Source organism: Ruegeria sp. CDSB114 (genome assembly GCF_059611025.1).
Map to the genome: position 1 here is coordinate 263,501 of NZ_JBXWOT010000002.1, position 25,053 is coordinate 288,553.

Sequence of the window (25,053 nt, forward strand, 5' to 3'; positions counted from 1 at the left end):
TGCATAAGCGGCCTGAATTAGTCTGGTAAGTTCGACTCGGTTAGGGCCTTTTGAGGCATGGCTTCGAGGTGCAGTTCACCCAGCAATCAAGGTACCTGTATAAGCTTGCTCCGGTCAGAGATAATGCTGAAATCAGAGAGGTTTTTTGCCCCAAAACCTCATCTCTCCATCAAGTTGACAAGGCGAGGGATTTGGCTGATACAGCCAGAATATGAGCGGGCCGTTAGCTCAGCTGGATTAGAGCAGGGAACTTCTAATTCTCAGGTCGGGGGTTCGAGTCCTCCACGGCTCGCCAAATGCACAATTCCTAATTGAGTATTCATCCGCCACCCTCAGATTACGACGTTGGCAAAGCTCTCGACTGTGACGATCGGACGTGGTTGTCCCGCCAGGCTTTCTGCATCGGTCAGACGCTGCGCCAATGGGTCGGCGTCGCTAAGGGGGCCAAAGTTCAGCCCGGTTAATTTTTCCAAATCCCGGACGCGGATCTGGAATGTCTTATAGGCACCAAACTCAAATCCACCGACAGATTCCACGCTCCCCTCGTTCGAGAGCATCTGTTGGATGACCTCAACCTGGCTGAGCACATAGGCGGTGGAATGAAGGCGAAGAATGCCTTCGCTGCCATCCTCTTCGGCCAGCATGGTCACAAGCTTGAAGAACTTCAGGGGTACCGGCGATCCGGTATCTTTCAACATCGGCTCGTCACCGGTCAGGATTGGTCCGGTGAACACGCAGGCCTTGAATCCATGTGTGCGCACATTTGTCATGATAAAGTTCTCAAGACCCAACCATTGCGCGTGGCTCCGGTTAAAGGCCCGGTGCTGCGGGGCAGCAGCGGTATAGTGAAAGCTGTCATCATTGGCCTGTTTGGCCTGTGCATCATCGACACCCCAATTTGTCGCCGCACGGCGAACCAGGTGGCCCCGGTCAATATCCGCGTGATCATAATCCTCTTTGCCGAGTTGGACATTTGCTGGGATGCGCAGGTCAGCGAACCACTTGTCGCTACCTCGTTTTTGCGGTCGGGTCTTGGCACCATCGATATTCAGCGCGGCAATGATCGGTGTTTTGAAAGTCGCAGAATAGAGAATGCCGAAATTCTGATAGCGCAATTCGTTGGGGCGTTCCGGGGTCGCATCCGACGGAGTGGCAAGCCCAAACGCATTCGGTACCACCGGCAGAGGGACCTCTGCCACTTGAAGGAAGTCCGGGTTGTACCCGTCGCGCGGTTCAAAATGGTCTGCGTCATGGTTTCCGTCAGGTCGTTCTGGCCGGACGATTTCAGTTCCGGGGATCGAGGTCGGCACCGCCCCGTCCAACAATGCGTTGACCGTGCTGATCCTGACCGCCGAGTTTCCGACGCCGAAGGTACCTGCATAATGCAGACCAACCGCTTTGCCGCTGTCCAACGAGATCACAGGCGAGCCCGAATTGCCGCCCAAAGTCGTGCAGTCATGGCGCAGGATCGTCACGCCGCCGTCTTCGATGAGAAATCCGGGCGAAAAGCGTTTCACGTCATACAGGCCGTTGAAATAGTTGGACATCTGCGTGGGGTCATTGCGCAGGGAATCCTTGGCGGGATACCCGATCACCGCGACGCATTCGCCGTGCTGGGCATCCGTATCGGCGCGCGGGATCGGCGTAGGCGTGAAATTGGCCGTATCTGCGGGCAGGTCGATCTTTCCAAGCGCGATATCTGCGGCCGCATCTTCGGCGATATAGGTGAACTTGCGAATGTCGAAAAGCCGTTCGGGGTCTTGTGCCGCGCCGACCTCTTCCAGGAAATCTATCCGGGCGCCATAGCGGGCATTGCCGGGGGCAAACATGAAGACACCATCGCCCAGGAAACTGCGCCGCGCGACCAGCTTGGCAACATGGCGATTGGTGATGATCAGCAGATGGTCGTCCTTCTTTTCGATCACCCAGCCAGTGCCACCCCAGCTAAAGTCATGATTGATAAACTCGATCCGCCCGACCGAGGCGATATTGTCTTCGGCCTTGCCAATACGAATGTCGATATCCGGCGGAAAGTCGGATGACAGCGATTGTTTGCCTTCAACCTTGCCGCCGCGCACGATCAGGGGAGGGCGTCCGACCGCGCGCACGATGGCTTCAAGTTGCGAGGGCGTAGAGCCAAAGCTTTCCAGCTTATTCATCTGCGCGCCCATCAATTCACGGGCACGATCCGGTGTCAGGCCCATTTCACCAAGAATGCCCGGACTGGTATCCAGAGCCTCACGCGCCTTGTCGATTGTTCCGGCATTTCCAAGGCCTTCCAGCCGGCTGAATGTTTCCTTTTCGAAATCGCTCATGGCATTGGTTCCTCAGCTAATATGAAGTTTTCAAACTCAGTCGATCTGCCTCTAGGGATCGAGGTATTTTGGCCCCCGCCCTGTTTCGGCAAACATGGTCAGTGCCGGATGAAACACCACGGGCGCCCGGCTTTTGGTAAGCCAACCAAGGATTTCCTCTGTTCCTGAACCATGGGTGAGCCCCCGAGCAACTGGTGCAAGGCGGCGTTGCAGGGTTTGAGTGGACTTACCGCGCCCTTCGTTCAAAGGATCCGCCCAGAAGTTTAGAACTCGGTCTGCCAGACCATGACTGCCGAGTTCCAAAAGGTCGACGGTTCGACTTGATGTCAGGTCGCTCCATTTCCGTGTGGAATTCCATTCTGGTGGCGGTGGTGAGGGGAAGGCCCAATAGCCGCCGATGACTTGCTGCCAACGTCTTGCCGCGCGTGCGAGCGTTGGCAAGTCAGGGATCGGGTGGTAAAAACTGTACCCCTCGGCCCAATCAGCGGTAAGGCCCATCGCGCGCAGCAATGACAGCACGTCGGTGGGCCGGTCGGACATCTGGGCCATTGCGTCATCGATCCCCTGCAGGCCCGGGGCAAAGATGTCAGCCGCCTCATACAGGCCGGTGGCAAGGTTGGACAAATCGCTCAGAACACGACCCCGGCCGCTCACCTGAAACTCTTCGACAAGTGCCAGCATCCGGTCGAAATAGGGGTTCAACGGGGCCAGGGCGAGCCCGTAATCATCCGTCGGTAAGTCTGGGTTGGGCATGTCTGGTTCCGAATACTCCAACCCGAATTCCTGACGGATACCCCCCGCGAAGCGCAGTCTTTCATAGGTCAGTTCACGCGGGCCGTGATCCAGATAGGGGGCGATCAGGCCCAGAACCTCATGATCACCCTCAAAGCTCATACCCGTTGCCAGAAGAGCGAATTCAAGCGCTGCTGACTGCATTCCAATTCGAGACGAGCTGTTCACGACGCGAAGAGCTATGTCGCGAAAGTCCTTATCGCGGAGTCGGTTAACGAGCTCTTCGAATTCAAACTCGGCATAAATCTCTAGGAGCATCCGGCCTTCCAGTTCGGGCCTTTGTTGTGCCTCTCTCAGCAAGGTATCTGCTGGCAACAAATTGAATAGGCTTCGCGCCATGGACCAATGACCGCTCTGCCAGTTGTGACACAGGATCAGGATGCCAACTTCGCTTGCCGGATCATAGGCGCCTTTCAATCCTTCGCGTATGATATGTGTTGCCTCGCGGCGCTGGCCCTGCTCCAACATCGCTCGCAGGTCTTTGACTGCGCGACTATCTGGTGCGGCCACATAACCGCGACCTTTGACGATCCGTGCTCGTGCCGTCGCGGCCTTGGACTCAACCTGTACAAGGTTTTCGGGGGGAAGTTCAGAACCGCTGTCCAGCCCAGTGGCGCCGTATTCCCGTTGTTTGGTTTCTTGCACCGGGGCCGAGCGCTGGCCGCGAGCTTGACGGATCAGGTCCTGCGCGTCGATTGGCAGCTCTTTCAACAGCTGTTCGGGGAAGCGTTCAGCCAGTGAGGGATTGATGCTTGGAGGGGCTTCTCCGACGCGCATAAGCTGAAGCGAATGATAAAGGAACAACAGTGGATCGCGGTCAGCGTAATAGTCACAAGCTGCACGGTTTACCTCTGCGGTTTCGACGGGGCTTTGGTTGTAGGTGGGTTCTAGCAGGTCCCGCCGCATGTCGGCCTTATGGGTCAGTTGACCATCAGTGGCGGCGTCCATCAGCCAGGATTGCAGGCCAAGATCCGCGACGATTGTGCCTGCTTCGCTGCTGAGGTCACCCAGCCCAAGCGCCGGTGCAACGATGCCGTTCAGGTTGTCGGCGTTTATCTCGCTTAGAACCAAGCCGTAATTGGCAATGCCACGCAGGTGCACTGGCAGGCGCGATGTGATGGCCCGGTTCACGATGCCCGCGGCAATCGGGTCATTCTCGTCTTCGGTGACTTCGGCCAATCGGCCCTCGGTCTGCACCTCGTCAATCAGCAGCCGCAATTTCAACGGATTGCCCTGACAGCGCAAAATGATCTGATCGCGGAATTCCTCGGGGATTCCGGCCTCATCCAGCGTTTGATTGACCAACTCGTCTTCGATCTGGTCGAGCTTGATGTATTCGCCCCGTCTTGGGTGATCTTCGCCGAAAATCGGCCCGCGACCGGCTGAGATGATCGATACTTCGATCTGTTCCTTTTCGACAAAGCGATCCAAATCGTTCATGAGGTTGTTCACGAAGGTCGCGCCCTGACCATGCAGTACTTCGAGCGTATCCAGCAGGATAACCAGGCGCAGGCGGGCATCAGCCACCGCGTTGGTCATCGCCAGGATCAACTGACGCGGTGTAAGATCCGAGCTTTCGTATATCTCCCGTGTGATCTGTTCGGAATATCGCAGCCGCAATTTGCGGAGTTCGGGGGCCGCTTGGGGTATTGCGGTACCGATCTGACGCGAGATCTCTTCAAAGATTGGACCGGTCTGCAATGAGGGCTGATCGAAATCCAGCCGGATCAGGATGACGTCTTCGCGTTCGCTTGTAATCTGGATGATGCGTTCCAGCAGGTAGGATTTTCCGATCCCGTACTGACCTTCGATATGCAAGGTTTTCAAAGGGGCCGAGCGCATAGGGTGGTCGATCCAGCGTTGAATCTTGTCGATTTCGCTGACACGCCCCACGAATTTTTCGCCCAAGCGCTCTTTTGATCGGCGCTCGCGTCTGAGCAGGTTCAATCGGCTGCGCAGCCTGAACAGGCGGTCATATCCCGGCGCTTTTTGGCCTGCACGCTCTAACGTGACAAGGTGCTGCGACAGGTTTTGTTCATCTGTTTCCGCCTCGATAAGGTGATCCAGAGCGCCCGGTGCGAACCCCTCTTGGCCCGACAGGGCCTGCACGATCTCGGACTGCGTGGTGGCCGAGTCGAACTCTTCCATCTCAGACAATTCGCGATGTCGGGCGGTCAGGCGGAGAATCCATTTGGTCGAGTCGCCCGACTTATCAACATGGCTCAGCTCACGAAGGGATGACATCAGCCGCGCCCGCAGCACGCGGTTGCGGTATTCATCCTCGCTCAGCACCTCGCGCATAAGCTGCCGTGGTTCAAATGCCCCGCGAAGGGCGGCGGCGCGCAGCAGGCGCGAACGGAGTTCTTCCTGCGCCTCGTTCATCCTTCTATCTCCAGAAAGCGTTTGGCCTCTTGGCGAACACGGGTGACAACGGTTTCCAGATGTTCGCCATCGAATTCACCTGTGTTGTCAGGGCTCAACCCGGCCAGAGCAGAGTCCACCATTGCCCGTCGAGCAGCCGGTGTAAGCTCTTTTGCCGGGTCAAGCGAAGTGATCATGCTGTTAATTGTAGCCTCAACATCGCTACGTGTGAATGGTCCCAGCTCTTCCACCAATAGGCCGCTGCGCTGCGCGCCGTCGACAGCGCCGACATTGGCAAAACGCAGGGGCGACAGGCGATAGGTCTCATAGCCTGCGAGGATCAGGCGCAGGTTCTCGGATGTGGGCAAGCATTTGGCGATGTGCTCGAACTGTACCTGGGCACGTGGTGAGAGCCCTTCGGGCGGGTTGTCGAAATAGATCCACCATGTTTGCCCTGCGGTTTTGGCCGCCTGATCCATGTCAGCAATCAGGGTCTCCGCGCGGCTGCCTTCGAATGCAACATCGGTGGTCTGGGCGGCGGTTGTTCCAGCAGCAGCGTCTGGCGAGGCGACGGTCCCATTGGCCCTCTCGGCCAGATCAGCAAGCAAATCGTCCGTATTCAGGGTCGGCCCCAAACGGATGCAACGATGTTGGGGCGCGGCGTTAGGTGCTTCTTGCATCAGCAGATAGGATTCCAGCATGTCATAGCTGAATCCGAGACCGCGAATAGACGTCGTATCCTCGCGCCTGATCCAGATCCCACGCAGTTTGGATTTGGGATGATCCAGCATATGGGCAAGCCCGGTTACGAATTGGTTGCGGCCGATGATGATGGTTCCGTCAATGTCGCGGCTCAGCGACCACATGTCCCGCTGGTTCGAGTTCTTGTTGATCAGATCTTGGAAGTCGGGGTCATCGTGGAACTGCTCGAAAGGGACAAGCCGTTTGGTCGTCTCCCATTTGCCCTGGTGGATGCCCAGAAACCTGAACTGGCTGTCAAAACCTGGGCCACCCGATGACCCGCCTGATGTGTCGATGTCATGAGGGAACCGCTTGGCGCCAGGTTCTCGGTGCACTTTGCCGGGCATGAACCCCTTGGTGACACCTTCGGGGTAGTGGACCAATGTGAACAGGTCCGCGCCCTCAAAATCGGGGGGATCGCCGGTCACATCGACACTGCCATAGGTATGCCCCAGCGGCAGGAATATCCGCAGCAGCGCGATATCCACCTCATCGCCCGGCGGCAGGTTCCCGGCCTTTTCACTGTCGTGATAGGGCCAGAGCTTTACGCATTTTGCCCGGTACCGCTTTTCGTCCGAGGCAAGTATTTCAAGCCGAGGGTCGACCCCGGCGGGCACGGAGTTTAGCGGGTCCAGAACATGGGCTGCAGTCAGCACCAGATTGGGGGCAACAAACGCGCCGGAGCCTTCGAATGTGTTGTTGATCCAGATCTGACAGCGAAAGCTCTCTGCGCGTGGGGCAAAATCGCCCAATGCAGCAAAGTCGAACGAATTATTCGCCGGTGTGCCGATCAGGGTGCCGTCAAACCGAGCGATGTTTTCGGCAAAAATCAGGTTGCGGTCGCGCGGCACAGGGTCCGCGCCGCGCGCGCGCAGAAAATTGAGGAACTGCTTGACCTTCGCAGCGTCGACCAGAATTTCCAGCAAGACATCGGCAAGCGTTTCGCCGATATCTTCGTCTACACTTTCCTCGACGGCCTCGTAATTCACCGGGTCATCAGGGTCGGGAAACAGCGCAGTCAGAGCATGACGCACAATCGGCTCATGCTTTCGGATTGCAATCCGGATATGCGCTGCATTCACCATCCGTGGCTTATCCCATGCCCAAATAGGCGCTGAGGGCCGGTTTGTCCGACAATGCGGTGTCCAAGCCTGGGGTCGGGGCGTCTTCGCCAACCATGGCCTCGGCCCCACCATAGCTTTCGACGATACGCTTCCGGGCCCCGCGACGATAGCTGAGCCAGATGATCTCATTGGCGTAATCGGCCATGTCTGGGGTAATTTCTCCGGCGGCCTCGCTGTCTGTTCCCGCAAGATGCGAGACCAGAATGTTCAATGTCGGGGTTGCATTCGGGTCGGGTGCTGCCGGACTTTCAGCGCCTGTTGGCAGTGGCGCATTCAGGACCGCCTGGGCATTGATGATGCCCGCGCCAAGATCGGTGGCGCCGTTCCAGACGGCTGGCTTGCTCATCCCGTGTTTGGCACAGTGCAACCACATCGCCTGAACGGTGGTCCCAGCATTCTGGGCCTTTTGCAACAGCGCCGCCCGACCGCCGTGATGTGCGACCCACAGCGCTGCAACGCCTCCAGTCATTGAGGTGGCAAGCGTGGTACCCTGGCTGGCGCGGATACCCGAGTTTGGGTCGGTCGCCTTGTTCTTGGCCGCGCCCCACACGTTTTCGCCATAGGCCGAAAAGCTGACCTCGGGGCCACGCCCAGTTTTGCGCCAGGGGCGTCTGTCGGGCTGCAGTGCAGCGACCGCTGTGCAGATTTCCAGTGATGCATAGGCGGCGGGAAAGACCACGTTCGGATAGCAGTTGCCCGCGGCGCAGACGATGACCAATCCGGCCTGTACCGCATTGCGCAACGCCTGTTCCGTCGAAGAGACCCGTACCGGCCCGCCAAGCGCCATCACGATGACATCGGCGTTTTGGCTGACCGCATGAGAGATTGCCGCAGGAATACGCAGCTGGGTCATGTCGATCACCGATTTGATCGCCCGGATCGGCAGAACCTTGGCCGCAGGGGCCGTACCGGTTATTGCCCCGGGCGACGTGGTGTCGCCATTCATATCGGCCCCGCCCCGCGATCCGACGACCGAGGTGACAAGCGTGCCATGACCGGGATGTTTAAGGACGCCGCCTGAAAACCGGTCACGCGCATCCCCGTTCCCTTCGACAAAATTCCACATGCCGTTGGTTTCGATCACGCCCGCCAGTTCGCTATGGTCGGAATAGCCCGTGTCGATCACCGCGACCTTGCTGCCCTGACCCCGGGTGTGCTGCCAGGCCAGCGGTGTCTTGATCCGTTTGTGGTGCCAGCCATAGGGCCGAGAGTTGTCGCGCTTGGTTTCGCAGAAACTGAGAAAGCTTTCCGTACCCACATGTGCAGCCCCGTACAAGCTGTCTGGCAAGACCGGGTTGGCCTCGGCTACGTCCAGCGCCATACGGAGGGCACGGCCAAATGCAAAAACCTCACGCTCTTGGCCTTTTGGATCGATCTCGGGGAATTCAACAAAGAAAAATCGATCCGCATCTGCGTCGAAGACCGCTTGGGTACTGGTGGCAACATCAGGAAGTGCACTACCCACACGTTCTTGAATAGCCGACAAGGATTGGGGTGTATCCGAGACCACTTCAATGACTAGCGGATCGCCGTCGAGCGAGACATCGGACCTTGTTAGGGCGTCATATTCCTGCATGGCAAATATCCTTATACAAAAGCAAAAGATGGTGGGGCGCATGGGCCAACGCCGTAAGCGCAAGCGCGGTCAGCAACAGGGTGAATGCGCTGGCGCGGGGGTCGGGGCGAAGAACGGCGCGCTCCGACAGGATCATCACAGTCAAAAAGATCATGACGGCAAAGTCGTGGGTCCCTAGCATGACAAGCATCATCGGCAAGCAAGAGGTGATGCAATCGCGCGCATAGGTCAGCCCAAAGATCAGCACATCGCGGTCGGCACTTGGACCAAAGGCGGCCAGGACCGGACGGCTGTGGCATTTCCTTAATGCGCTGCGTTTTTGCGGGCTAAACTGCCATGCTGCGGCGCACAGGCAAGCCAACGGCGCAAACACGGTTTGGTGCAGAACCGGCGCCAGAAGAAACGCAGCAAGCGCGCCTGCGACCAGCCAGGCCAACAGATATGGCAGAACAAACAGAAGTGCCGCGCGTGATCTTCGATCTGCGAAGCTGCGCGCGCGGACATGGGCGATCTGCGGAACAAGCGTTGGAAGCATCATCGCCAGAACCATCGCCGGCCAATGCAATGACGGCGCGGGCACCAAAGCAAGCCAAAGCCATGCAAGCGCGGCCACGCCAAGTGTCGTGCGTATTTCGATATTGGCCCGTCCAAACAGGCGAGGGCGATCTATTCCGGTAGCCGACGCCATGGGCGATCAGTCGAAATAAAGGTTTATGCGGCCGATCTCAATGTCTGGCTGCTGTTCTGTTGGGGCGATCTGTTCCAACCCTGGTACTTGGCCAAAGGCCTCGCTGTCATCAAACATCCGTTGAAACCGGATTTGCAACCTGTTGGCGTCGCCTTGGCTCAGCCCAAGTGCAAAGGCCAGCTTTGTGATCTCGTAAGTCACCGCAAGGCCGTTGCCGCCATGTGGGCCGTCCGGGTTGCTTGCCTGTTCAAGGCCAAACGGCGACAAGGTGCCGATAATCGCTGGCGGCAAAGCGTCATCCGGAAGATCCAGCATGACGCGGTAAGATCCGGGCATGCCACGGCCCTTGATCCCCTCAAGATGCAGGTGAACGCGCCGGGTGGTGCCGGGGGCCTCGGCGCCGGAAATCAGCGCGACCGAAGTGTCGAGCTTTACGCCGGCAGTGGTCATTGCACCACGCAACTTGACCGGAGCTTCGCTTGCGCCGGCAAGCTCGGGTTCCTTGCCTGCCATGACGAACTCCTCTGCTGGAATGGCGGGTTCTACTGCGGGTGGAACGCCGTCATATTGAAACCCGTGCAGGACGCTTGTGCTGTCCAGCATTTCTTCGCTGTTGAAGGTGAATTCCGCGCCATCGCCATCATGCATCGAGAATGTCTGGCCAGTGCGCCATAGTGGCGAGGGTGGGGCGACATGGCTCGGGTCGGCGTTGCGCCAGACTTCCCATAGCCGATCAATGTTGCAATGGTGCAGCCAGAAAATCGGATCAAAGGCCGCAGTGGCCGGATTTGCCATAAAACCGCCAGAGCCCCCAATCCAAACGTGTATGTCGTTATGGGGCGTGCTTTCCAATGCGCCATTGTCCCCACCGCCGGGGTGAAACCCGGTTTGCGGGCCACCAAACCCTGATGAGAAACCGGGCGTATCATTGGTGAAATCTTCATGATCCAACGCATCCAGCGACACCACGTCGTCCGGAAATCCGAAATCTCCATTAACCACTACACGTCGGCGGGAAAACAGGAAGTTGCGCGTGCCGTCTGACTTGGTCGGCTCACGGAACGCCACAGGAAGGCGGCGCGCATTCGGGTTTTCTGACAGGGGTTGGGAATAGTCCCAATAAGGCAGCGCCCAATCCTGCGGCCCGCCCAGATCGGCGACGGCTTTGCCGACGACGGCCTCAAATGCGGTGATATATCCGCGGTGCCAGGGCAGGAAGAACCAGCTTTGGTGCTGGCATTGGTTCCAGAATTGTCCGGAACCGGGAATGTTCGGAAAATTCTGCGGCTGCCCATGAACTGCGCCCATGAAAAACCACGATGTCGGGTCTTCCAGATCTCGGTCCCAGAGAGCTTCGACAGCACGCTCATACCAGATCAGAGTTTCGTCGTTGGCTGGCAGGGTCCAAACGTTTTTGCGGATTCTTGTGGCCATAACAATACCTCAAACTGCAAATAAATCTTGGAATCTAATAATGCGCCGAGTGTAACACTTGCGTGGTTTTATGTTAACCAAAATGAATCCAAGCCATAGCAGGGTAGGCCTAGGCAGGTGTTGACAGTGCCAATGTGCGTTTCCCAGATAAGATGAATTTAAGGTGACGCGCGGCCTTTCGCTTGCGTTCTAAGTCAGAGGCGCCAGTTACTGTATATTTGTGAATTGGACGGCCGCAGCTGCAGTGGGCACACATGCCGAGTACCCGAAAACAAGGGTGAATTCGCGTAACTGTGAAATAATTCTTGCAACCGGTTGCAAAGAGAATCATTGTGGTGTCGAAAAAAGGGATTCGGGGGCGCGGGATGCTAAAAGTAGGATTGCTGGGGGCTGGGCGCATTGGGCGTGTTCACGCGCAGGCTATTGCGGCGCATCCTTACAGTGAACTGAGCGCGGTGTCTGATGCACTGCCCGAAGCTTCGGCGCGTTTGGCTGAGGAATTCGGGGCCAGTGCGCGACAGTCACAAGAGATTATTTCCGATCGTTCGATAAATGCAGTGCTGATCGCCACGCCGACGGATACGCATTCCGACCTGATCGAAGCGGCCACCCAAGCCGGGAAAGCGGTATTGTGCGAGAAGCCGGTTGATTTGAGCCTTGAGAGGGCTGTCGCCTGTCAATCCGTTGCAAAAGCCACCGGCCAGCCCGTCATGGTCGGTTTCAATCGTCGATTCGACCCGAATTTTTCTGCTTTGAAGGCTGCATTTGAGGCTGGTGAGGTCGGCAAGGCCGAGTTGTTGTCCATTACATCTTTCGACCCCGCGCCGCCACCGGTGAGCTATGTCAAAGTATCAGGAGGGCTGTTTCGGGACATGATGATTCATGATTTCGACATGGCGAACTTCCTGATGGGTGACCTGCCGGAAGTAATCTCGGCAGTGGGCACATCGGTTGTTGACCCCGAAATCGGTGCCGTGGGCGATGTGGACACGGCAGTCGTGACAATGACTTATGCAGATGGCCGGATCGCTGTGATCAAAAACTCTCGGCGTGCGGCTTATGGGTATGATCAGAGGGTTGAACTGCTGGGATCAGAAGGGATGCTTCAGGCGCAAAATATCCTTGAAAACTCAGTAGTTAAGTCAACTTCGAATGGCGTGACCGGTGCCAAGCCGACTTACTTTTTCCTTGAACGCTACATGTCTGCCTATCGCGCCGAATGGGATGCATTCGTTAGGTCAGTAAATTCTGGATCAGGGGTGCCTGTAACTCTGGACGACGGTGTCGCCGCGCTTGCTATGGCCGAGGCCGCAACCCGTTCTGCGCAGTCCGGACAGTCGATGGTTTTGGCCAAAGTTTTGAAACCGGTTGCAAAATGATCGGATATGCGGAAACTTGGGGCAGCTTCGCCCCGGATCGGGGCGAAGAAGATTCGGTTTAATCGGAAGATTGGGGCCAAGACCCCAACACACTGTTCAAACGGGAGGAGAAACCATATGAATAATTTCTTTAAAGGCGCACTGGCAGCTGGTGCATTGGCGATGGCCACGCCTGCATTCGCGCAGGAGATCGTCGTTGTGTCTCATGGTCAGGCCAATGACGCCTTCTGGAACGTCGTGAAAAACGGCGTTGAGCAAGCGGGCAAGGATGTCGGCGTGAACGTGGAATACCGCGCACCCGAGACCTTTGACATGGTTGCGATGTCACAGCTGATCGACGCCGCCGTGAACCAGGAACCGGACGGGTTGATTGTCTCGATCCCGGATGCCGATGCGCTTGGCCCGTCAATCGAACGTGCTGTTGCTGCCGGAATTCCGGTGATCTCGATCAACTCCGGTTCGGACGTGTCCAAACAGCTGGGCGCATTGCTGCATGTCGGTCAGGACGAGTTTGATGCGGGCAAGGCCGCAGGCGAAAAGCTGGCTTCGATGGGTGGCGCGAATGCGATCTGTGTGAACCACGAAGTCGGAAACGTGGCGCTTGACTTGCGTTGCGCCGGTTTTGCCGAAGGCTTTGGTGGCAGCGTCGAAGTTCTGCCAACCTCGAACGATCCTTCAGAAATCGAAGCGAAGGTCTCGGCCGCTCTGGCCGCGAATGACGCTGTCGACACAGTCATGGCGCTGGGTGCAAGTTCGGCTGGTGAACCCACGGTAGCGGCTGTGAAAGCATCGGGCCGTGATGTGAACGTGGCCTCGTTCGACCTGTCTGCGAACTTCCTGCAGTCCATCGCCGATGGAGATGCGGCATTTGCCATCGACCAGCAGCAGTATCTGCAGGGCTATCTGTCTGTGAACTTCATGGGCCTGCATGCCAAATACGGCCTGATGCCAGGTGGCAACGTGCCATCGGGTCCGAACCTGATCACACAGGACAAGGCAGCCCAGGTTATCGACCTGTCGGCTCAGGGTATCCGCTGATCCGTTTGGGACAGTGAAAAACAGAAACGGCGCCAGGTGCGCCGTTTCAACCGAATTGGGAGGGAAACATGAGTGAGTCAGCGCCCGTCACTACGGACGAACGCGTAAAGAAAGAACCGTTTCTGACCAAGCTGATGAAACGTCCAGAGCTTGGTGCCATGGCCGGAGTGGTCCTGGTGGTCATTTTCTTCGCGCTCACGGCAGACGATTCCATGTTCACGCTGGCTGGAGTTATGAACTTCATGACGCCCGCGGCACAGCTGGGTATTCTGGCTATCGGAGCGGCGCTGCTGATGATCGGGGGTGAGTTTGACCTGTCCATCGGTTCGATGGTTGCCTTCGCGGGCCTGTTCTTTGGCGTCTGCGTGGTGACCTGGCAACTGCCTTTGATCGTTGCGATCCCGATGACATTTGTTTTTGCGGCCTTTGTTGGGGCGATAAACGGCAATATTGTTATCCGCTCGGGCCTGCCTTCTTTCATTGTGACGCTGGCCTTCCTTTTCATTCTGCGCGGCCTGTCTCTGGTCGGTCTCAAAGCAGCCACTGGGGGATCAACCCAGCTGCGCGGTGTGCGTGATGTGGTCGAAAACGACTGGCTGGCCCCGTTCTTCTCGGGCGAAGCTTTCGCCGGCTTGTTTGCCTGGCTGGCTGCAAACGGATTGATCGACACCTTCAAAAACGGGGCGCCGAAAGTACCGGGCATTCCGGTTGAGATTTTGTGGTTCATCGTTCTGGCCCTTGCGGCGACCTATGTTCTGCTGCGGACCCCTGCCGGAAACTGGATTTTCGCGGCCGGTGGCGACAGCAATGCGGCGTCGAACTCAGGCGTGCCGGTGAGCCGCATCAAAGTGTCCTTGTTTATGCTGACCGCCTGCTGCGCTGCGCTGGTTGCCATCATCACCGTAATCGACGCGGGATCAACCGATGCGCGCCGTGGCTTCCAGAAAGAGTTTGAGGCCATCATTGCGGCGGTGATCGGTGGCTGTTTGCTGACCGGGGGCTATGGCTCGGCCATTGGGGCGTTCTTTGGCGCGATCATCTTTGGCATGGTGGTCATCGGACTGACCTATACGGATTTCGATCAGGATTGGTTCCAGGTGTTCCTGGGCGCGATGCTTTTGATCGCGGTTCTGTTCAACAACGCGATTCGCAAACGCGTAACCGGGGAGCGCTGATATGACTGAAGACAGCAAGTTCCATCACGGAGACGCGGTAGAGGATATCGCGCCAATCGTGCAGATGAAAAACATCGAAAAGCACTTTGGCAACATCATCGCCTTGGCAGGCGTCAGTTTTGACGTCAGGCCCGGCGAATGCCACTGCCTGCTGGGCGACAACGGTGCCGGGAAATCAACCTTCATCAAGACCATGTCCGGCGTCCATAAACCCACCAAGGGCGAGATCTTTTTCGAAGGCAAGCCGTTGCAGTTTGACACGCCCCGCGACGCGATGGAGGCGGGCATCGCGACCGTGTTCCAGGATCTGGCGATGATCCCTTTGATGAGCGTGACCCGCAATTTCTTCATGGGCCGCGAACCGACCAAGGGCAAGGGATTGCTCAAACGGTTCGATATCGACGAGGCCAATGAGGTCTGCATGGCCGAGATGCGCAAGATGGGCATCAACCTGCGCGGGCCGGATCAGGCCGTTGGAACCCTGTCAGGGGGCGAGCGTCAGACGGTTGCCATTGCCCGGGCGGTTTACTTCGGGGCCAAGGTTTTGATCCTTGATGAGCCGACCTCGGCCCTTGGGGTACGTCAGACATCGAATGTTCTGGCGACCATCGACAAGGTGCGCAATCAGGGCGTGGGTGTGGTGTTCATCAGCCATAACGTGCGCCATGCGCTGGCCGTAGGTGATCGCTTTACCGTGCTCAATCGCGGCAAGACTCTGGGCACGGCCACACGAGGCGAGATCACACCCGAACAATTGCAGGACCTGATGGCGGGCGGTCAGGAAATGGCCCAGCTCGAAGGCTCTCTGGGCGGAACGGTTTAACCGTTCCCCCGTCTGGGCCACAGGCCCGCTAATTTCGAAATTGCAGGAATGGCCGAGATGGCCTTGTGTTGAAAGGTATCACTATGGGCAACACAGTCCGACTGACCGCAGCGCAAGCTTTGGTGCGCTATCTGGGCGCGCAGATGAACGAAGCGGGTGAACCCTTTATCGCCGGTGTCTGGGCCATCTTTGGCCATGGTAATGTGGCCGGGATGGGCGAAGCACTGCATGGCGTCAAAGACAGCCTGCCCACCTATCGCGGGCATAATGAACAGACCATGGCGCATTGCGCGATTGCCTATGCCAAGCAGATGCGGCGTCGCCGTGCGATGGCCGTGACATCCTCCATCGGGCCAGGGGCCACCAATATGGTCACCGCTGCGGCCTTGGCGCATGTGAACCGCTTGCCGGTTCTGCTGTTGCCGGGCGATGTCTTTGCAACGCGCGGGCCTGATCCCGTCTTGCAGCAGATTGAGGATTTCGGCGATGGCACTGTCAGTGCCAATGACTGTTTTCGCCCTGTCAGCCGGTATTATGACCGGATTTCCCGCCCCGAGCACCTTTTGACCGCCTTGCCACGCGCCTTTCGTACCATGACCGACCCGGCCGATTGCGGACCGGTGACGCTGGCCTTTTGTCAGGATGTACAGGCCGAAGCCTATGATTATCCCGAAAGTTTCTTTGAACCGAGGGTCTGGTATCAGCGCCGCATCCGCCCGGATGAAGCAGAACTGGCCCGTGCCGTGGCTGCGATCAGGTCGGCCAAACGCCCGGTCATCGTCGCCGGAGGTGGCGTGCATTACTCGGGCGCGACGGATGTGCTGCAGAGCTTTGTGGAATCTCACAATATCCCGATCACCGAGACGCAGGCCGGGAAATCGGCTCTGGCCTGGGATCATCCGCTGAACCTTGGCCCGGTCGGCGTAACCGGTGGTGAGCCTGCAAATGCCACTTGCGCCGAGGCCGATCTGGTGCTGGCTGTCGGGACACGGTTGCAGGACTTTACGACCGGGTCCTGGGGGCTGTTCTCTAACCCGGAACGCGAGATGATCTGCCTGAACACCGCCGCCTATGACGCCGAAAAACACGGCGCTATGCCGCTGCAAAGCGATGCGCGTGTTGGGCTAGAGGAACTTGGCGAAGCCTTGCACGGCTACCGGGCCGACCCGGTGGCCGACACGCTGAAGGCGGATTGGTTTGGCAAGGTCGACGCGCTGACCGACGCGCCCGGCGACGGCAATGCGCTGCCCACGGATATGCAGGTGGTGGGCGCGGTTCAACGCGCCTCGGACAATAACACGGTGGTCATGTGCGCCGCAGGCACCATGCCGGGTGAGTTGCACAAGCTGTGGAAAGCGCCGCGCCCCGGTGCCTATCACATGGAATACGGGTTCAGCTGTATGGGCTATGAAATTGCCGGTGCAATGGGGATCAAGATGGCTCAACCCGATCGCGACGTGATCTGCTTTACCGGTGACGGCACCTATATGATGGCGAATTCCGAAATGGCGACGGCGGCGATGATGGGGATCTCTTTCACCGTGGTGATCACCGACAATCGGGGCTTTGGCTGCATCAACCGTCTGCAAATGGGCACCGGCGGGGCCGAGTTTAACAATCTGCTGGATCACGCGGTGCACGAAACACCCTCGGCCATCGACTTTGCGGCTCATGCGGCGGCAATGGGCGCGACCTCGGTCAAGGTGGGGTCAATCGCTGAGCTGGAACAGGCGCTGGCCAAGCGTGGCGAGGTCACAGGCCCTTATGTGGTGGTGATCGACACCGACCCATACCCGTCGACCGAGCATGGTGGCACCTGGTGGGAAGTGGCCGTGCCCGAGGTCAGCATCCGCCCGGCAGTCAATGAAAAGCGCGCGGCCTATGAGGTTGCAATCAAGGAAAGAAACACGAAATGAGCGTGAAGATCGGCATCTCTCCGATTGCATGGCAGAATGATGATCTGCCGGACCTGACCGCGGCTTACACGATGGAACAGGCCCTGAAAGAGGCGCGCGAGATCGGCTATACCGGCGTCGAACGCGGTCAGCGGATGCCCGGCGATACCGAAGGTCTGCGCGCCTATCTCGACACCAATGATATCGCCCTGTGTGGCGGTTGGTGTTCTGGGGCTTCTCTGGTTAACGATTTTGCCGCCGAGCGCGAGGCCGTGCGCGCGCAGGTCGAACAATTCGTAGCGCTCAACAGCCCGTGCATCGTCTATGCCGAATGTTCGAACACTGTGCAGGGGCAGATCGGGGTCGCGGTTAATGACCGGGTGAAACTGTCCCGGGATGAGGTGTTGGCCTATGCCGCCAAAATCACCGAGCTGGCCAAATGGATGGCTGATCAGGGCATGCCGATGGCCTATCACCACCACATGGGCACAATTATCGAAAGCGAAGATGATGTGAACTGGTTGATGGAAGGGTCGGGCCCCGAGGTTGGCTTGTGCTTTGATACCGGCCACTTGCTGTTTGGTGGCGGCAATGTGATGGCGACCCTCAATCGGTGGGGCGACCGGGTGCATCACGTCCATTTCAAGGATATCCGTCCGGCGGTCGTACAGGATGTGCGCGAAAACAACCGCAGCTTCCTGGATGCTGTCGTCGCGGGCGCGTTCACCGTGCCTGGCGATGGTTGCATTGATTTTCAAGCCGTGGCGAATGCGTTGAAATCTATGGGTTATAGCGGCTGGATCGTGGTCGAGGCCGAACAGGACCCCGCCAAGGCCCCACCCCAAGAGTATTCCAAGATGGGCTACGACCACATTGTCGATGTCTGCGCTCAGGCAAGATTGGAGATCACCAACTAACAAACCGCCCCAAGGGGCAACACCAAGGCCATGAAGAAGGAGAAAATCATGGTAAGTCAAAGAATTGGATATGTCGGGTATTTTGACCGGGAATCCTGTGATCTGGACGAATTCAAGGTGTTGACCTCTCGGAAACTGACCTCGGACATGGTTCCGCAGGCCGCGATGATCGAAAAGAACGTCCCCGTCTATGACATGAATGCCCTGCGTCCCGCGCTGGAAGATACAGGGCAACGGCGCGCTTTGATGGCGGAATGGGGCCATGTGCTGAACCAATCCGCCGGGGTGATCGCGCTGAAAGGGGCCTATCAGGATCTGTCGGTGATCGACCGGGCGACCGAGGTTTTTCGGCAGATCATCGACGAGGAACGCCAAAGCGGCGAAGGCGAGGGTGATCATTTTGCCGCCTCGGGTGCGAATGACCGGATCTGGAATGCGCTGCAAAAGCACTGCCTGCGCGATCCGGAAGGTTTCTCAAAATACTTCGGCAACGCTGCTGTTGCCACCGCCTGCGAGGCATGGCTGGGGCCGAACTATCAGGTCACGGCTCAGGTCAATCAGGTCCGCCCCGGCGGCAAGGCACAGCAGGCGCATAGGGACTACCATCTGGGCTTTCAGACCGCTGAAAGCGCTGCCCGGTACCCGGTGCATGCACATCTGCTGACGGCGGCGCTGACCTTGCAGGGGGCAGTGGCACATTGTGACATGCCGGTGGAAAGCGGGCCCACCAAACTGTTGCCGTTTTCACAGCTATATCCAGCCGGATATATTGGCTTTCACGACCCCGCGCACAGGGACCACTTTGAGAAGAGCTATGTTCAGGTGCCGTTGAACAAAGGCGACGCGGTGTTCTTCAACCCCGCACTGTTCCACTCGGCCGGCGAGAACCGCAGCACGGATATCGACCGCATGGCGAACTTGTTGCAGATCTCATCCGCTTTTGGTCGTGCGATGGAGGCCATCGACCGCCGGTCCATGGCGCAGGCCGTGCTGCCGTCACTGGTGGCCCTGAAGCAAAGCGGCGAGCTGACTGGGTCCGAGCTGGACGCGGCCATCGCGGCGACGGCCGAAGGCTATCCGTTTCCGACAAATCTGGACACAGATCCCCCGATTGGTGGTAATGCGCCGGAAAGCCAGGCGGATATCTTGCGGCGTGCGGTCGCCGAAGAATGGACGCCAGAGCAACTGACCTCGGCACTTTCGGCGTTGAAAACCCGACAATCCGCCTGACGTTACGAACCGGGCCGGCGCGCCCAGAAAGGAGGCCCCATGGCCAACCTGCTCAGGAAACCACGCGGCCCCCATGGCAAGGTGCATGACATCACCCCTGCCTCTGCGGGATGGCGCTATGTCGGGTTCGGTCTTTACCACCTACGCGCAGGCGACAGGGCGGCCGAAGAAACCGGTGACAATGAGGTCATCCTGGTCATGGTCGAGGGCAAGGCGCATATCACCGGGGCCGGGCAGGATTGGGGTGTGCTGGGTGACCGCATGGATGTCTTTGAAAAGACGCCGCCGCATTGTCTGTACCTGCCCAACGGCACCGAATGGCAGGCCGTGGCGGAAACCGATTGCGTTGTGGCCGTGTGTTTGGCCCCCGGCAACGGCGGCCATCCGGCGCGTCGGATCGGGCCGGATGGCATCACGCTGACCGAGCGTGGAAAGGGTGTGAATACGCGCTATATCAACAATATCGCTATGGAGGCCGAAGACGTCGCCGACAGCCTGCTGGTGACCGAGGTCTTCACGCCCAACGGCCATTGGTCCTCCTACCCCAGCCACCGCCATGATGAGGATGACTATCCCCGCATTACCTATCTGGAAGAGACCTATTATCACCGTCTGAACCCCTCGAACGGGTTTGGCATCCAACGGGTCTATACCGATGATGGTGATCTGGACGAGGCTATGGCCGTGTCGGATGGTGATGTCGTGCTTGTGCCTCGGGGGCATCATCCCTGTGGCGCACCATATGGGTTTGAAATGTACTACCTGAACGTCATGGCCGGCCCGTTGCGGAAATGGCGCTTTGTAGCCGCCCCCGAAGTAGAATGGATCATGGAGCGCGACGCATGAGCACGAATTTCGCCAATTACCCGGGTCTTGCGGGAAAAACAGTTTTTATCACCGGTGGGGCCGGGGGGATCGGCGCCGAAACGGTTCGCGCCTTCGCCGCCCAGGGGGCCAGGGTCGGGTATGTGGATCTGAACGCAGACGCGGGCCAAGCGCTATTAGCGGAACTGGACGGGCAGCATGCCTTTGCCCAATGCGATCTGCGCGACATTGAGGCACTGCAGACCGCGTTCGAGCGGCTGGTCGCCACGCTGGGCGAGGCGGATGTTCTGGTCAACAACGCTGCCCATGACGAACGCCACGACTGGCGCGAGGTAACGCCGGAGTATTGGGATGACCGAATGGCTACCAATATCCGCCATATGTTCTTTGCCATCCAGTCGGTGGCCCCGGGCATGATCGCTAAGGGCAAGGGGGCCATCGTCAACCTAGGCTCGAATTCCTGGTGGGAATGCGGGGCAGGATTCCCGGCCTATGCCACCGCCAAATCAGCCGTTCACGGCCTGACCCGCACCATGGCACGCGAGTTGGGCGGCCATCGCATCAGGGTGAACACGGTAGTTCCGGGCTGGATCATGACGGAGAGGCAAAAAGTGTTATGGGTGACACCCGAGGCGCTGGCCAAGCAGGTGGATCGTCAATGTCTCCCGGACCCGATTGAGCCGGTCTATGTGGCGCGCATGGTCCTGTTTCTGGCCTCGGACGACGCGGCCATGTGCAGCGCGGGGAATTTCATGGTCGAAGGCGGCTCGATCTGAGGGGATGCCGCTTGGCGATGCGCTCCCAGTCGACTGGGAGCATGACGACCTAGCGCTGCGGCGGGGCGCCAAAGGCACGGATCACGGTGCGGGCAGCGGCCTCAACCGGGTCGTGCGTTTCCTTCAGGATCGTGACGCGGTCAAACCGTTCAGGATCACGATTGACGGCTTCACGCATGGCATTTCCGAATGCCATACGCAGCTCGGTTCCTATGTTGAACTTGCAGATCGAGGTCTCGCGCGCCAGCTTCATACGCTGCTCTACCGGCACACCGGACCCGCCATGAATGACCAAAGGCACTTCGGTCACGGCATCGATTTCGGCGATACGCGCCTCATCCAGGCCACCTTCTTTGTTTTGCTGCAAGTGAACATTGCCAACTGAAATCGCCATCGCGTCGACGCCGCTTTCGCGTGCAAACTTCGCGGCTTCCTCGGGGTCGGTGCCATTTGAGCCTTCGCCACCGGAATACCCCACAAAGCCGATCTCCCCCTCGCATGAAATCCCTGCCGCATGGGCCATTTCGGCAATGGCCGCGGTCTCATCGATGTTTTGCTGCAATGGCTTGCGCGACCCGTCGAACATCAGCGAGGTAAAGCCGCTGTCCAACGCGATTTTGCAGTCCTCGAACGTGTACCCATGGTCCAGGTGGGCGACGACGGGGACAGAGGCGTTTTCGGCCAGATAGCGGAACATCTTGCCCAGAATGGGCAGGGGTGTGTGCTCGCGACAACTGGGACCGGCCTGCAGGATCACGGGAGCGTTCTCAGCTTCGGCAGCGGCCACATAAGCGCGCATGTCTTCCCAGCCCAGGGTCACCAGACCACCGACGGCATAGCCCTGATCATAGGCAGGTTGCAGAACGTCTTTCAGTGTGGCGAGGGTCATTTGAATTTTGCAATCATGTCTTTGATGCCCGGTATGGTTTCGATCTGATAGGCATGGGTGGGCTGGAAATACTGGACCAGCGAGCGTTGGGTCAGGCCGCCGAGGATCGTGAAATAGTACATCTCATACCCCGGCAGGACGCAGCAGGGGTGATAACCCTTGTCGATACAGACGGTCGATCCGTCCATGATATGATAGGCGTCGCCCGGTTCGTTATCCTCGCGCTGCAGCATCTGCAGGCCCGAGCCCCAGTTGGGTTTGAAACGGAAATTATAGGTCTCGTCATGGCGGGTTTCATCCGGCAACCGGTTGGTATCGTGTTTGTGGCTGGGAAACCCCGACCATCCCCCCTGACCCACGGTGAACAACTCACTCACCAGCAGACGGCCCACCTTGTCATGCTGTTTCTGGCCCAGGATGTGCTTGATCTTGCGGTGGGTTTTGGTGTCGTCGCTGCCGTACTGCACCAGATCGTGCTGGCGGACATCGAACGGGTCCAGCACCTTGTCGTATCTGGCGCCCGCGATGAAGACTTCGGTGTGGTCCGAGGCGCAGACGATCTGCACCTTGGCGCCAACGGGTGCATAAACGCCCTCTGGCTCTCCATCCCAGACATCCTCTCCTCGGTTGCCCAGCTTGGCAAATTGCACGCCTTCGACATCCACATCGACCGTACCTGTGGCCGGGACGATGCAGGTCTCATACCCCGGCACTTGATATTCGAACGCCTCGCCCTGTTTCAGTTTGACGATGTTGAAATAGTTCAGGGGCACCATTGGGTCATCGGCATCCACGATGGGTTTGTTCTGGTTCTCATAGGGGGCGATATGCATTGGGATCTCCTATGCCGTGGGGCCGGGATGGGTGGCCAGAAACGTGTCTAGCTGTTCGGTAGTCGGCATAGCGGGCGCACAGCCGGGTTGAGACACGACGATCGAGGCGCAGGCCGATCCGCGCATCACCGCGTCCTTCAGCGAGTACCCCGCTGCAACCGAGGCCAGTAACCCGGCCATGAAACTGTCACCTGCGCCATTCGGCTTGACGGCAGTCACCGGATAGATGCCTGTCTGAAATTCCTGCCCGTCCATCAGCGTGATGGCGCCTTTTTCACCCATTTTATATATCACCACGCGGCCTGGTTTGGCCGCCAGTTCCTGCGCCTTGGCAAACCCTTTGTTTATCCCGCCCGCCATGAAACCGAATTCTTCGTCATTGCCTACGATCAGATCACTGGCGTCACCGGCGCGGGACAGGACCTCGGACGCGACTTCGGGTGAGGGCCAACTGTAAGGGCGATAGTCTATGTCAAATATTACGGGCACACCGGCCTTGCGGGCCGTGTCGATGGCCCGGAATGTTGCGCTGCGCGAAGGCTCGGCCGCAAAGACGGTTCCGGCCGAGATCACAGCCGAGAAGGAGCTGAATTCGACCTGGTCCATATCCTCTTCGGTGACTTGGAAATCGACTGCGCCATTGCGGTAGATGACATTCTGGAAATCTTCTGTCCGGCTTTCGTAGATTGCCAGCGACATGCGGTATTCGCCCCTTACAACCCGTATATTGGACGTATCGACGCCGTAATGCGCCAGCCGGTTCAAGCAGAACCGCGCGACCGCGTCGTCAGATACCGAGGTGATCAGCGACGCTTGACTGCCCAGCTTGACCAGACCCACACATATATTTGCCGATGAACCGCCCAGATCGGCCCGGAACGCGTCGGCATCCTCACTTTTCTCGCCGATGGGATCGGCAAACAGGTCCATGCCCGCACGACCCAAGACGCCAAAGCGGTTTCCTTTGATACCGTCCATCAAAGCGGTCACGTCATTTCCTCCGGCGAAAAGGGTCGGCAAGGTGTGTTGATCCTTGCGTTGAATCGATTCACACGATACTGATTTTGCAACCGGTTGCAAATGATATGTGCGAGGCCGCGGCAGATGCCTGAAATTGGAATTGGAATTGTTGGCGGCGGCTATATGGGCAAGGCCCACTCCGTCGCGATGTCAGCGGTAGGTGCGGTGTTCGACACCGCGCTGCGCCCGCGGCTTGAGGTGATCTGTGCCTCGACATCTGCAAGCGCGGAAGTCTATCGCGCCGCCTACGGGTTCCAGCGCGCCACCGATGACTGGCGCATGCTGGTCGAGGATCCAAAGGTCGAGGCCATTGTGATCGCCTCACCTCAATCGACACACCGTCAAATCGCTGAGGCGGCGTTTGCCCTTGGTAAACCGGTGCTGTGCGAAAAACCCTTGGGGGCGTCCTTGGACGACAGCCGCGCGATGGTGGCGGCAGCCGAGGCCACAGGTGCAATCAACATGGTCGGGTTCAACTATATCCGTACGCCCGCTAGCCAATATGCGCGTCAGCTTATTGCTGAAGGGGAAATCGGTCAGGTCACATGGTTCCGTGGCGAACATACCGAGGATTTCTATGCCGACCCCGAGGCCCCGGCAACCTGGCGCACAACGGGAATGGCCAATGGAACCATCGGCGATCTTGCTCCGCATATGGTGAATGGTGCGTTGGCGCTGATCGGGCCGATCACTCAGGTTATGGCCGATGTGGAGACGGTGCACCGGCATCGCCCCGGCGGCGAAGTTACCAATGATGATCACGCGCAGATGATGTGCCGTTTTGAAAGCGGGGTCATGGGCAACCTCTATTTCAGCCGTGTCGCAACGGGTCGCAAGATGGGCTACGCCTATGAAGTCTCGGGTACCAAAGGTGCGATCCGGTTCGATCAGGAGGACCAGAATGCCTTGTGGCTGTACCGCCGCGAAGGTCCCGAAGCTGCACGCGGTTTTACCAAGATCCTGACAGGCCCTGCGCACCCGGATTACGAACCTTTTTGCCAGGGTCCGGGGCACGGCACAGGTTATCAGGATCAGATCATTATCGAGGCCAAGGATTTCCTGCAGGCCATCCATTCCGGACAGAATACCTGGCCCACCTTCCGCGATGGGCACGAGGTGAACCGCGTTCTGGCGGCTGCATTGGCATCGTCAGACGGGCGGCAATGGACAGATATCAGCGATTTCTGAAAGCTCACCACCCAATTTCCAAAGAGAGACTAAG

Annotated in this window: 19 protein-coding genes and 1 tRNA gene; 11 read left to right on the plus strand and 9 right to left on the minus strand. The window is 58.4% G+C overall.

The features are described from left to right. Positions 1-217 precede the first annotated feature (217 nt). Positions 218-295 (plus strand) — tRNA-Arg (locus AC2FIP_RS08840). Between the two features lie 37 nt (positions 296-332). On the opposite strand, the gene AC2FIP_RS08845 is transcribed toward AC2FIP_RS08840, so the two are convergent. The 6 genes from AC2FIP_RS08845 to AC2FIP_RS08870 are packed head-to-tail and all read right to left on the minus strand — an operon-like array spanning position 333 to position 11,031. Beyond that, positions 333-2,315, minus strand: a complete 1,983-nt coding sequence (locus tag AC2FIP_RS08845; protein WP_496786009.1) for a DNA/RNA non-specific endonuclease — start codon at positions 2,313-2,315, stop codon at positions 333-335. A 51-nt stretch (positions 2,316-2,366) separates the two neighbouring features. After that, on the minus strand, positions 2,367-5,489 hold the full coding sequence (locus tag AC2FIP_RS08850) for an ATP-binding protein (protein ID WP_496786011.1): 3,123 nt from the start codon (positions 5,487-5,489) through the stop codon (positions 2,367-2,369). Next, complete coding sequence (locus tag AC2FIP_RS08855) at positions 5,486-7,294, minus strand: S1 family peptidase (RefSeq protein ID WP_496786013.1); 1,809 nt, start codon at positions 7,292-7,294, stop codon at positions 5,486-5,488. The genes AC2FIP_RS08850 and AC2FIP_RS08855 overlap by 4 nt, the downstream gene beginning before the upstream one ends. Positions 7,295-7,301: 7 nt before the next feature. After that, positions 7,302-8,909 carry a S8 family peptidase gene (locus AC2FIP_RS08860; protein ID WP_496786014.1) on the minus strand — a complete coding sequence of 536 codons (1,608 nt, stop codon included), beginning with the start codon at positions 8,907-8,909 and terminating at the stop codon, positions 7,302-7,304. Beyond that, the gene (locus AC2FIP_RS08865) at positions 8,896-9,597 is read right to left on the minus strand and encodes a copper chaperone (protein ID WP_496786016.1); all 702 of its coding nucleotides are present in this window, start codon (positions 9,595-9,597) and stop codon (positions 8,896-8,898) included. Before AC2FIP_RS08865 ends, AC2FIP_RS08860 begins: the two co-directional genes overlap by 14 nt. A gap of 6 nt (positions 9,598-9,603) precedes the next feature. Next, positions 9,604-11,031 (minus strand): tyrosinase family protein, encoded by a 1,428-nt coding sequence (locus AC2FIP_RS08870; RefSeq protein WP_496786017.1) that lies wholly within the window; start codon positions 11,029-11,031, stop codon positions 9,604-9,606. A gap of 365 nt (positions 11,032-11,396) precedes the next feature. On the opposite strand from AC2FIP_RS08870, the gene iolG reads away from it, so the two are divergent. The 9 genes from iolG to AC2FIP_RS08915 all read left to right on the plus strand — a co-directional run bounded on the left by iolG (position 11,397) and on the right by AC2FIP_RS08915 (position 21,089). Beyond that, positions 11,397-12,410 carry an inositol 2-dehydrogenase gene (gene iolG, locus AC2FIP_RS08875; protein ID WP_496786018.1) on the plus strand — a complete coding sequence of 338 codons (1,014 nt, stop codon included), beginning with the start codon at positions 11,397-11,399 and terminating at the stop codon, positions 12,408-12,410. Positions 12,411-12,527: 117 nt separating this feature from the next. Beyond that, a complete protein-coding gene (locus AC2FIP_RS08880) occupies positions 12,528-13,448 on the plus strand; it encodes a sugar ABC transporter substrate-binding protein (protein ID WP_142635704.1) in 921 nt (306 codons plus the stop codon). A 68-nt stretch (positions 13,449-13,516) separates the two neighbouring features. After that, complete coding sequence (locus AC2FIP_RS08885; RefSeq protein ID WP_496786019.1) at positions 13,517-14,623, plus strand: ABC transporter permease; 1,107 nt, start codon at positions 13,517-13,519, stop codon at positions 14,621-14,623. 1 nt (position 14,624) lies between these two features. Next, positions 14,625-15,446 (plus strand): ATP-binding cassette domain-containing protein, encoded by an 822-nt coding sequence (locus AC2FIP_RS08890; protein ID WP_496786021.1) that lies wholly within the window; start codon positions 14,625-14,627, stop codon positions 15,444-15,446. A gap of 83 nt (positions 15,447-15,529) precedes the next feature. Further along, complete coding sequence (gene iolD / locus AC2FIP_RS08895; protein WP_496786023.1) at positions 15,530-17,362, plus strand: 3D-(3,5/4)-trihydroxycyclohexane-1,2-dione acylhydrolase (decyclizing); 1,833 nt, start codon at positions 15,530-15,532, stop codon at positions 17,360-17,362. Beyond that, entirely contained in the window at positions 17,359-18,258 is a 900-nt protein-coding gene (iolE, locus tag AC2FIP_RS08900) for a myo-inosose-2 dehydratase (protein ID WP_496786025.1), read from the plus strand. The genes iolD and iolE overlap by 4 nt, the downstream gene beginning before the upstream one ends. 48 nt (positions 18,259-18,306) lie before the next feature. Continuing rightward, positions 18,307-19,488 carry a phytanoyl-CoA dioxygenase family protein gene (locus tag AC2FIP_RS08905; protein WP_281995350.1) on the plus strand — a complete coding sequence of 394 codons (1,182 nt, stop codon included), beginning with the start codon at positions 18,307-18,309 and terminating at the stop codon, positions 19,486-19,488. 39 nt (positions 19,489-19,527) lie between these two features. Then, complete coding sequence (gene iolB / locus AC2FIP_RS08910) at positions 19,528-20,334, plus strand: 5-deoxy-glucuronate isomerase (protein WP_496786027.1); 807 nt, start codon at positions 19,528-19,530, stop codon at positions 20,332-20,334. Next, positions 20,331-21,089, plus strand: coding sequence for an SDR family NAD(P)-dependent oxidoreductase (locus tag AC2FIP_RS08915; protein WP_496786028.1), 759 nt, complete (start codon positions 20,331-20,333; stop codon positions 21,087-21,089). The genes iolB and AC2FIP_RS08915 overlap by 4 nt, the downstream gene beginning before the upstream one ends. A 49-nt stretch (positions 21,090-21,138) precedes the next feature. On the opposite strand, the gene AC2FIP_RS08920 is transcribed toward AC2FIP_RS08915, so the two are convergent. From AC2FIP_RS08920 to iolC, 3 genes are read right to left on the minus strand one after another with little or no spacing between them, the layout of a single operon-like run. Further along, positions 21,139-21,978, minus strand: a complete 840-nt coding sequence (locus tag AC2FIP_RS08920; protein ID WP_281995348.1) for a class II fructose-bisphosphate aldolase — start codon at positions 21,976-21,978, stop codon at positions 21,139-21,141. Next, complete coding sequence (locus AC2FIP_RS08925) at positions 21,975-22,811, minus strand: 5-deoxy-glucuronate isomerase (RefSeq protein ID WP_496701653.1); 837 nt, start codon at positions 22,809-22,811, stop codon at positions 21,975-21,977. Before AC2FIP_RS08925 ends, AC2FIP_RS08920 begins: the two co-directional genes overlap by 4 nt. A gap of 9 nt (positions 22,812-22,820) precedes the next feature. Beyond that, positions 22,821-23,789, minus strand: a complete 969-nt coding sequence (gene iolC / locus AC2FIP_RS08930; RefSeq protein ID WP_496786141.1) for a 5-dehydro-2-deoxygluconokinase — start codon at positions 23,787-23,789, stop codon at positions 22,821-22,823. 126 nt (positions 23,790-23,915) lie between these two features. On the opposite strand from iolC, the gene AC2FIP_RS08935 reads away from it, so the two are divergent. Continuing rightward, positions 23,916-25,019: a Gfo/Idh/MocA family protein gene (locus AC2FIP_RS08935; RefSeq protein WP_496786030.1), complete on the plus strand. Its 1,104-nt coding sequence runs from the start codon at positions 23,916-23,918 to the stop codon at positions 25,017-25,019. Positions 25,020-25,053 lie beyond the last annotated feature (34 nt).

Coding starts and splice junctions, on each gene's coding strand:
- AC2FIP_RS08855 (WP_496786013.1), bottom strand. CDS start 7,294: ATGGTGAATGCAGCGCATATCCGGATTGCAATCCGAAAGCATGAGCCG.
- AC2FIP_RS08860 (WP_496786014.1), bottom strand. CDS start 8,909: ATGCAGGAATATGACGCCCTAACAAGGTCCGATGTCTCGCTCGACGGC.
- AC2FIP_RS08935 (WP_496786030.1), top strand. CDS start 23,916: ATGCCTGAAATTGGAATTGGAATTGTTGGCGGCGGCTATATGGGCAAG.
- AC2FIP_RS08920 (WP_281995348.1), bottom strand. CDS start 21,978: ATGACCCTCGCCACACTGAAAGACGTTCTGCAACCTGCCTATGATCAG.
- AC2FIP_RS08850 (WP_496786011.1), bottom strand. CDS start 5,489: ATGAACGAGGCGCAGGAAGAACTCCGTTCGCGCCTGCTGCGCGCCGCC.
- AC2FIP_RS08865 (WP_496786016.1), bottom strand. CDS start 9,597: ATGGCGTCGGCTACCGGAATAGATCGCCCTCGCCTGTTTGGACGGGCC.
- AC2FIP_RS08870 (WP_496786017.1), bottom strand. CDS start 11,031: ATGGCCACAAGAATCCGCAAAAACGTTTGGACCCTGCCAGCCAACGAC.
- iolG (WP_496786018.1), top strand. CDS start 11,397: ATGCTAAAAGTAGGATTGCTGGGGGCTGGGCGCATTGGGCGTGTTCAC.
- AC2FIP_RS08915 (WP_496786028.1), top strand. CDS start 20,331: ATGAGCACGAATTTCGCCAATTACCCGGGTCTTGCGGGAAAAACAGTT.
- iolD (WP_496786023.1), top strand. CDS start 15,530: ATGGGCAACACAGTCCGACTGACCGCAGCGCAAGCTTTGGTGCGCTAT.
- iolE (WP_496786025.1), top strand. CDS start 17,359: ATGAGCGTGAAGATCGGCATCTCTCCGATTGCATGGCAGAATGATGAT.
- AC2FIP_RS08905 (WP_281995350.1), top strand. CDS start 18,307: ATGGTAAGTCAAAGAATTGGATATGTCGGGTATTTTGACCGGGAATCC.
- iolC (WP_496786141.1), bottom strand. CDS start 23,789: ATGGACGGTATCAAAGGAAACCGCTTTGGCGTCTTGGGTCGTGCGGGC.
- AC2FIP_RS08925 (WP_496701653.1), bottom strand. CDS start 22,811: ATGCATATCGCCCCCTATGAGAACCAGAACAAACCCATCGTGGATGCC.
- AC2FIP_RS08845 (WP_496786009.1), bottom strand. CDS start 2,315: ATGAGCGATTTCGAAAAGGAAACATTCAGCCGGCTGGAAGGCCTTGGA.
- iolB (WP_496786027.1), top strand. CDS start 19,528: ATGGCCAACCTGCTCAGGAAACCACGCGGCCCCCATGGCAAGGTGCAT.
- AC2FIP_RS08880 (WP_142635704.1), top strand. CDS start 12,528: ATGAATAATTTCTTTAAAGGCGCACTGGCAGCTGGTGCATTGGCGATG.
- AC2FIP_RS08890 (WP_496786021.1), top strand. CDS start 14,625: ATGACTGAAGACAGCAAGTTCCATCACGGAGACGCGGTAGAGGATATC.
- AC2FIP_RS08885 (WP_496786019.1), top strand. CDS start 13,517: ATGAGTGAGTCAGCGCCCGTCACTACGGACGAACGCGTAAAGAAAGAA.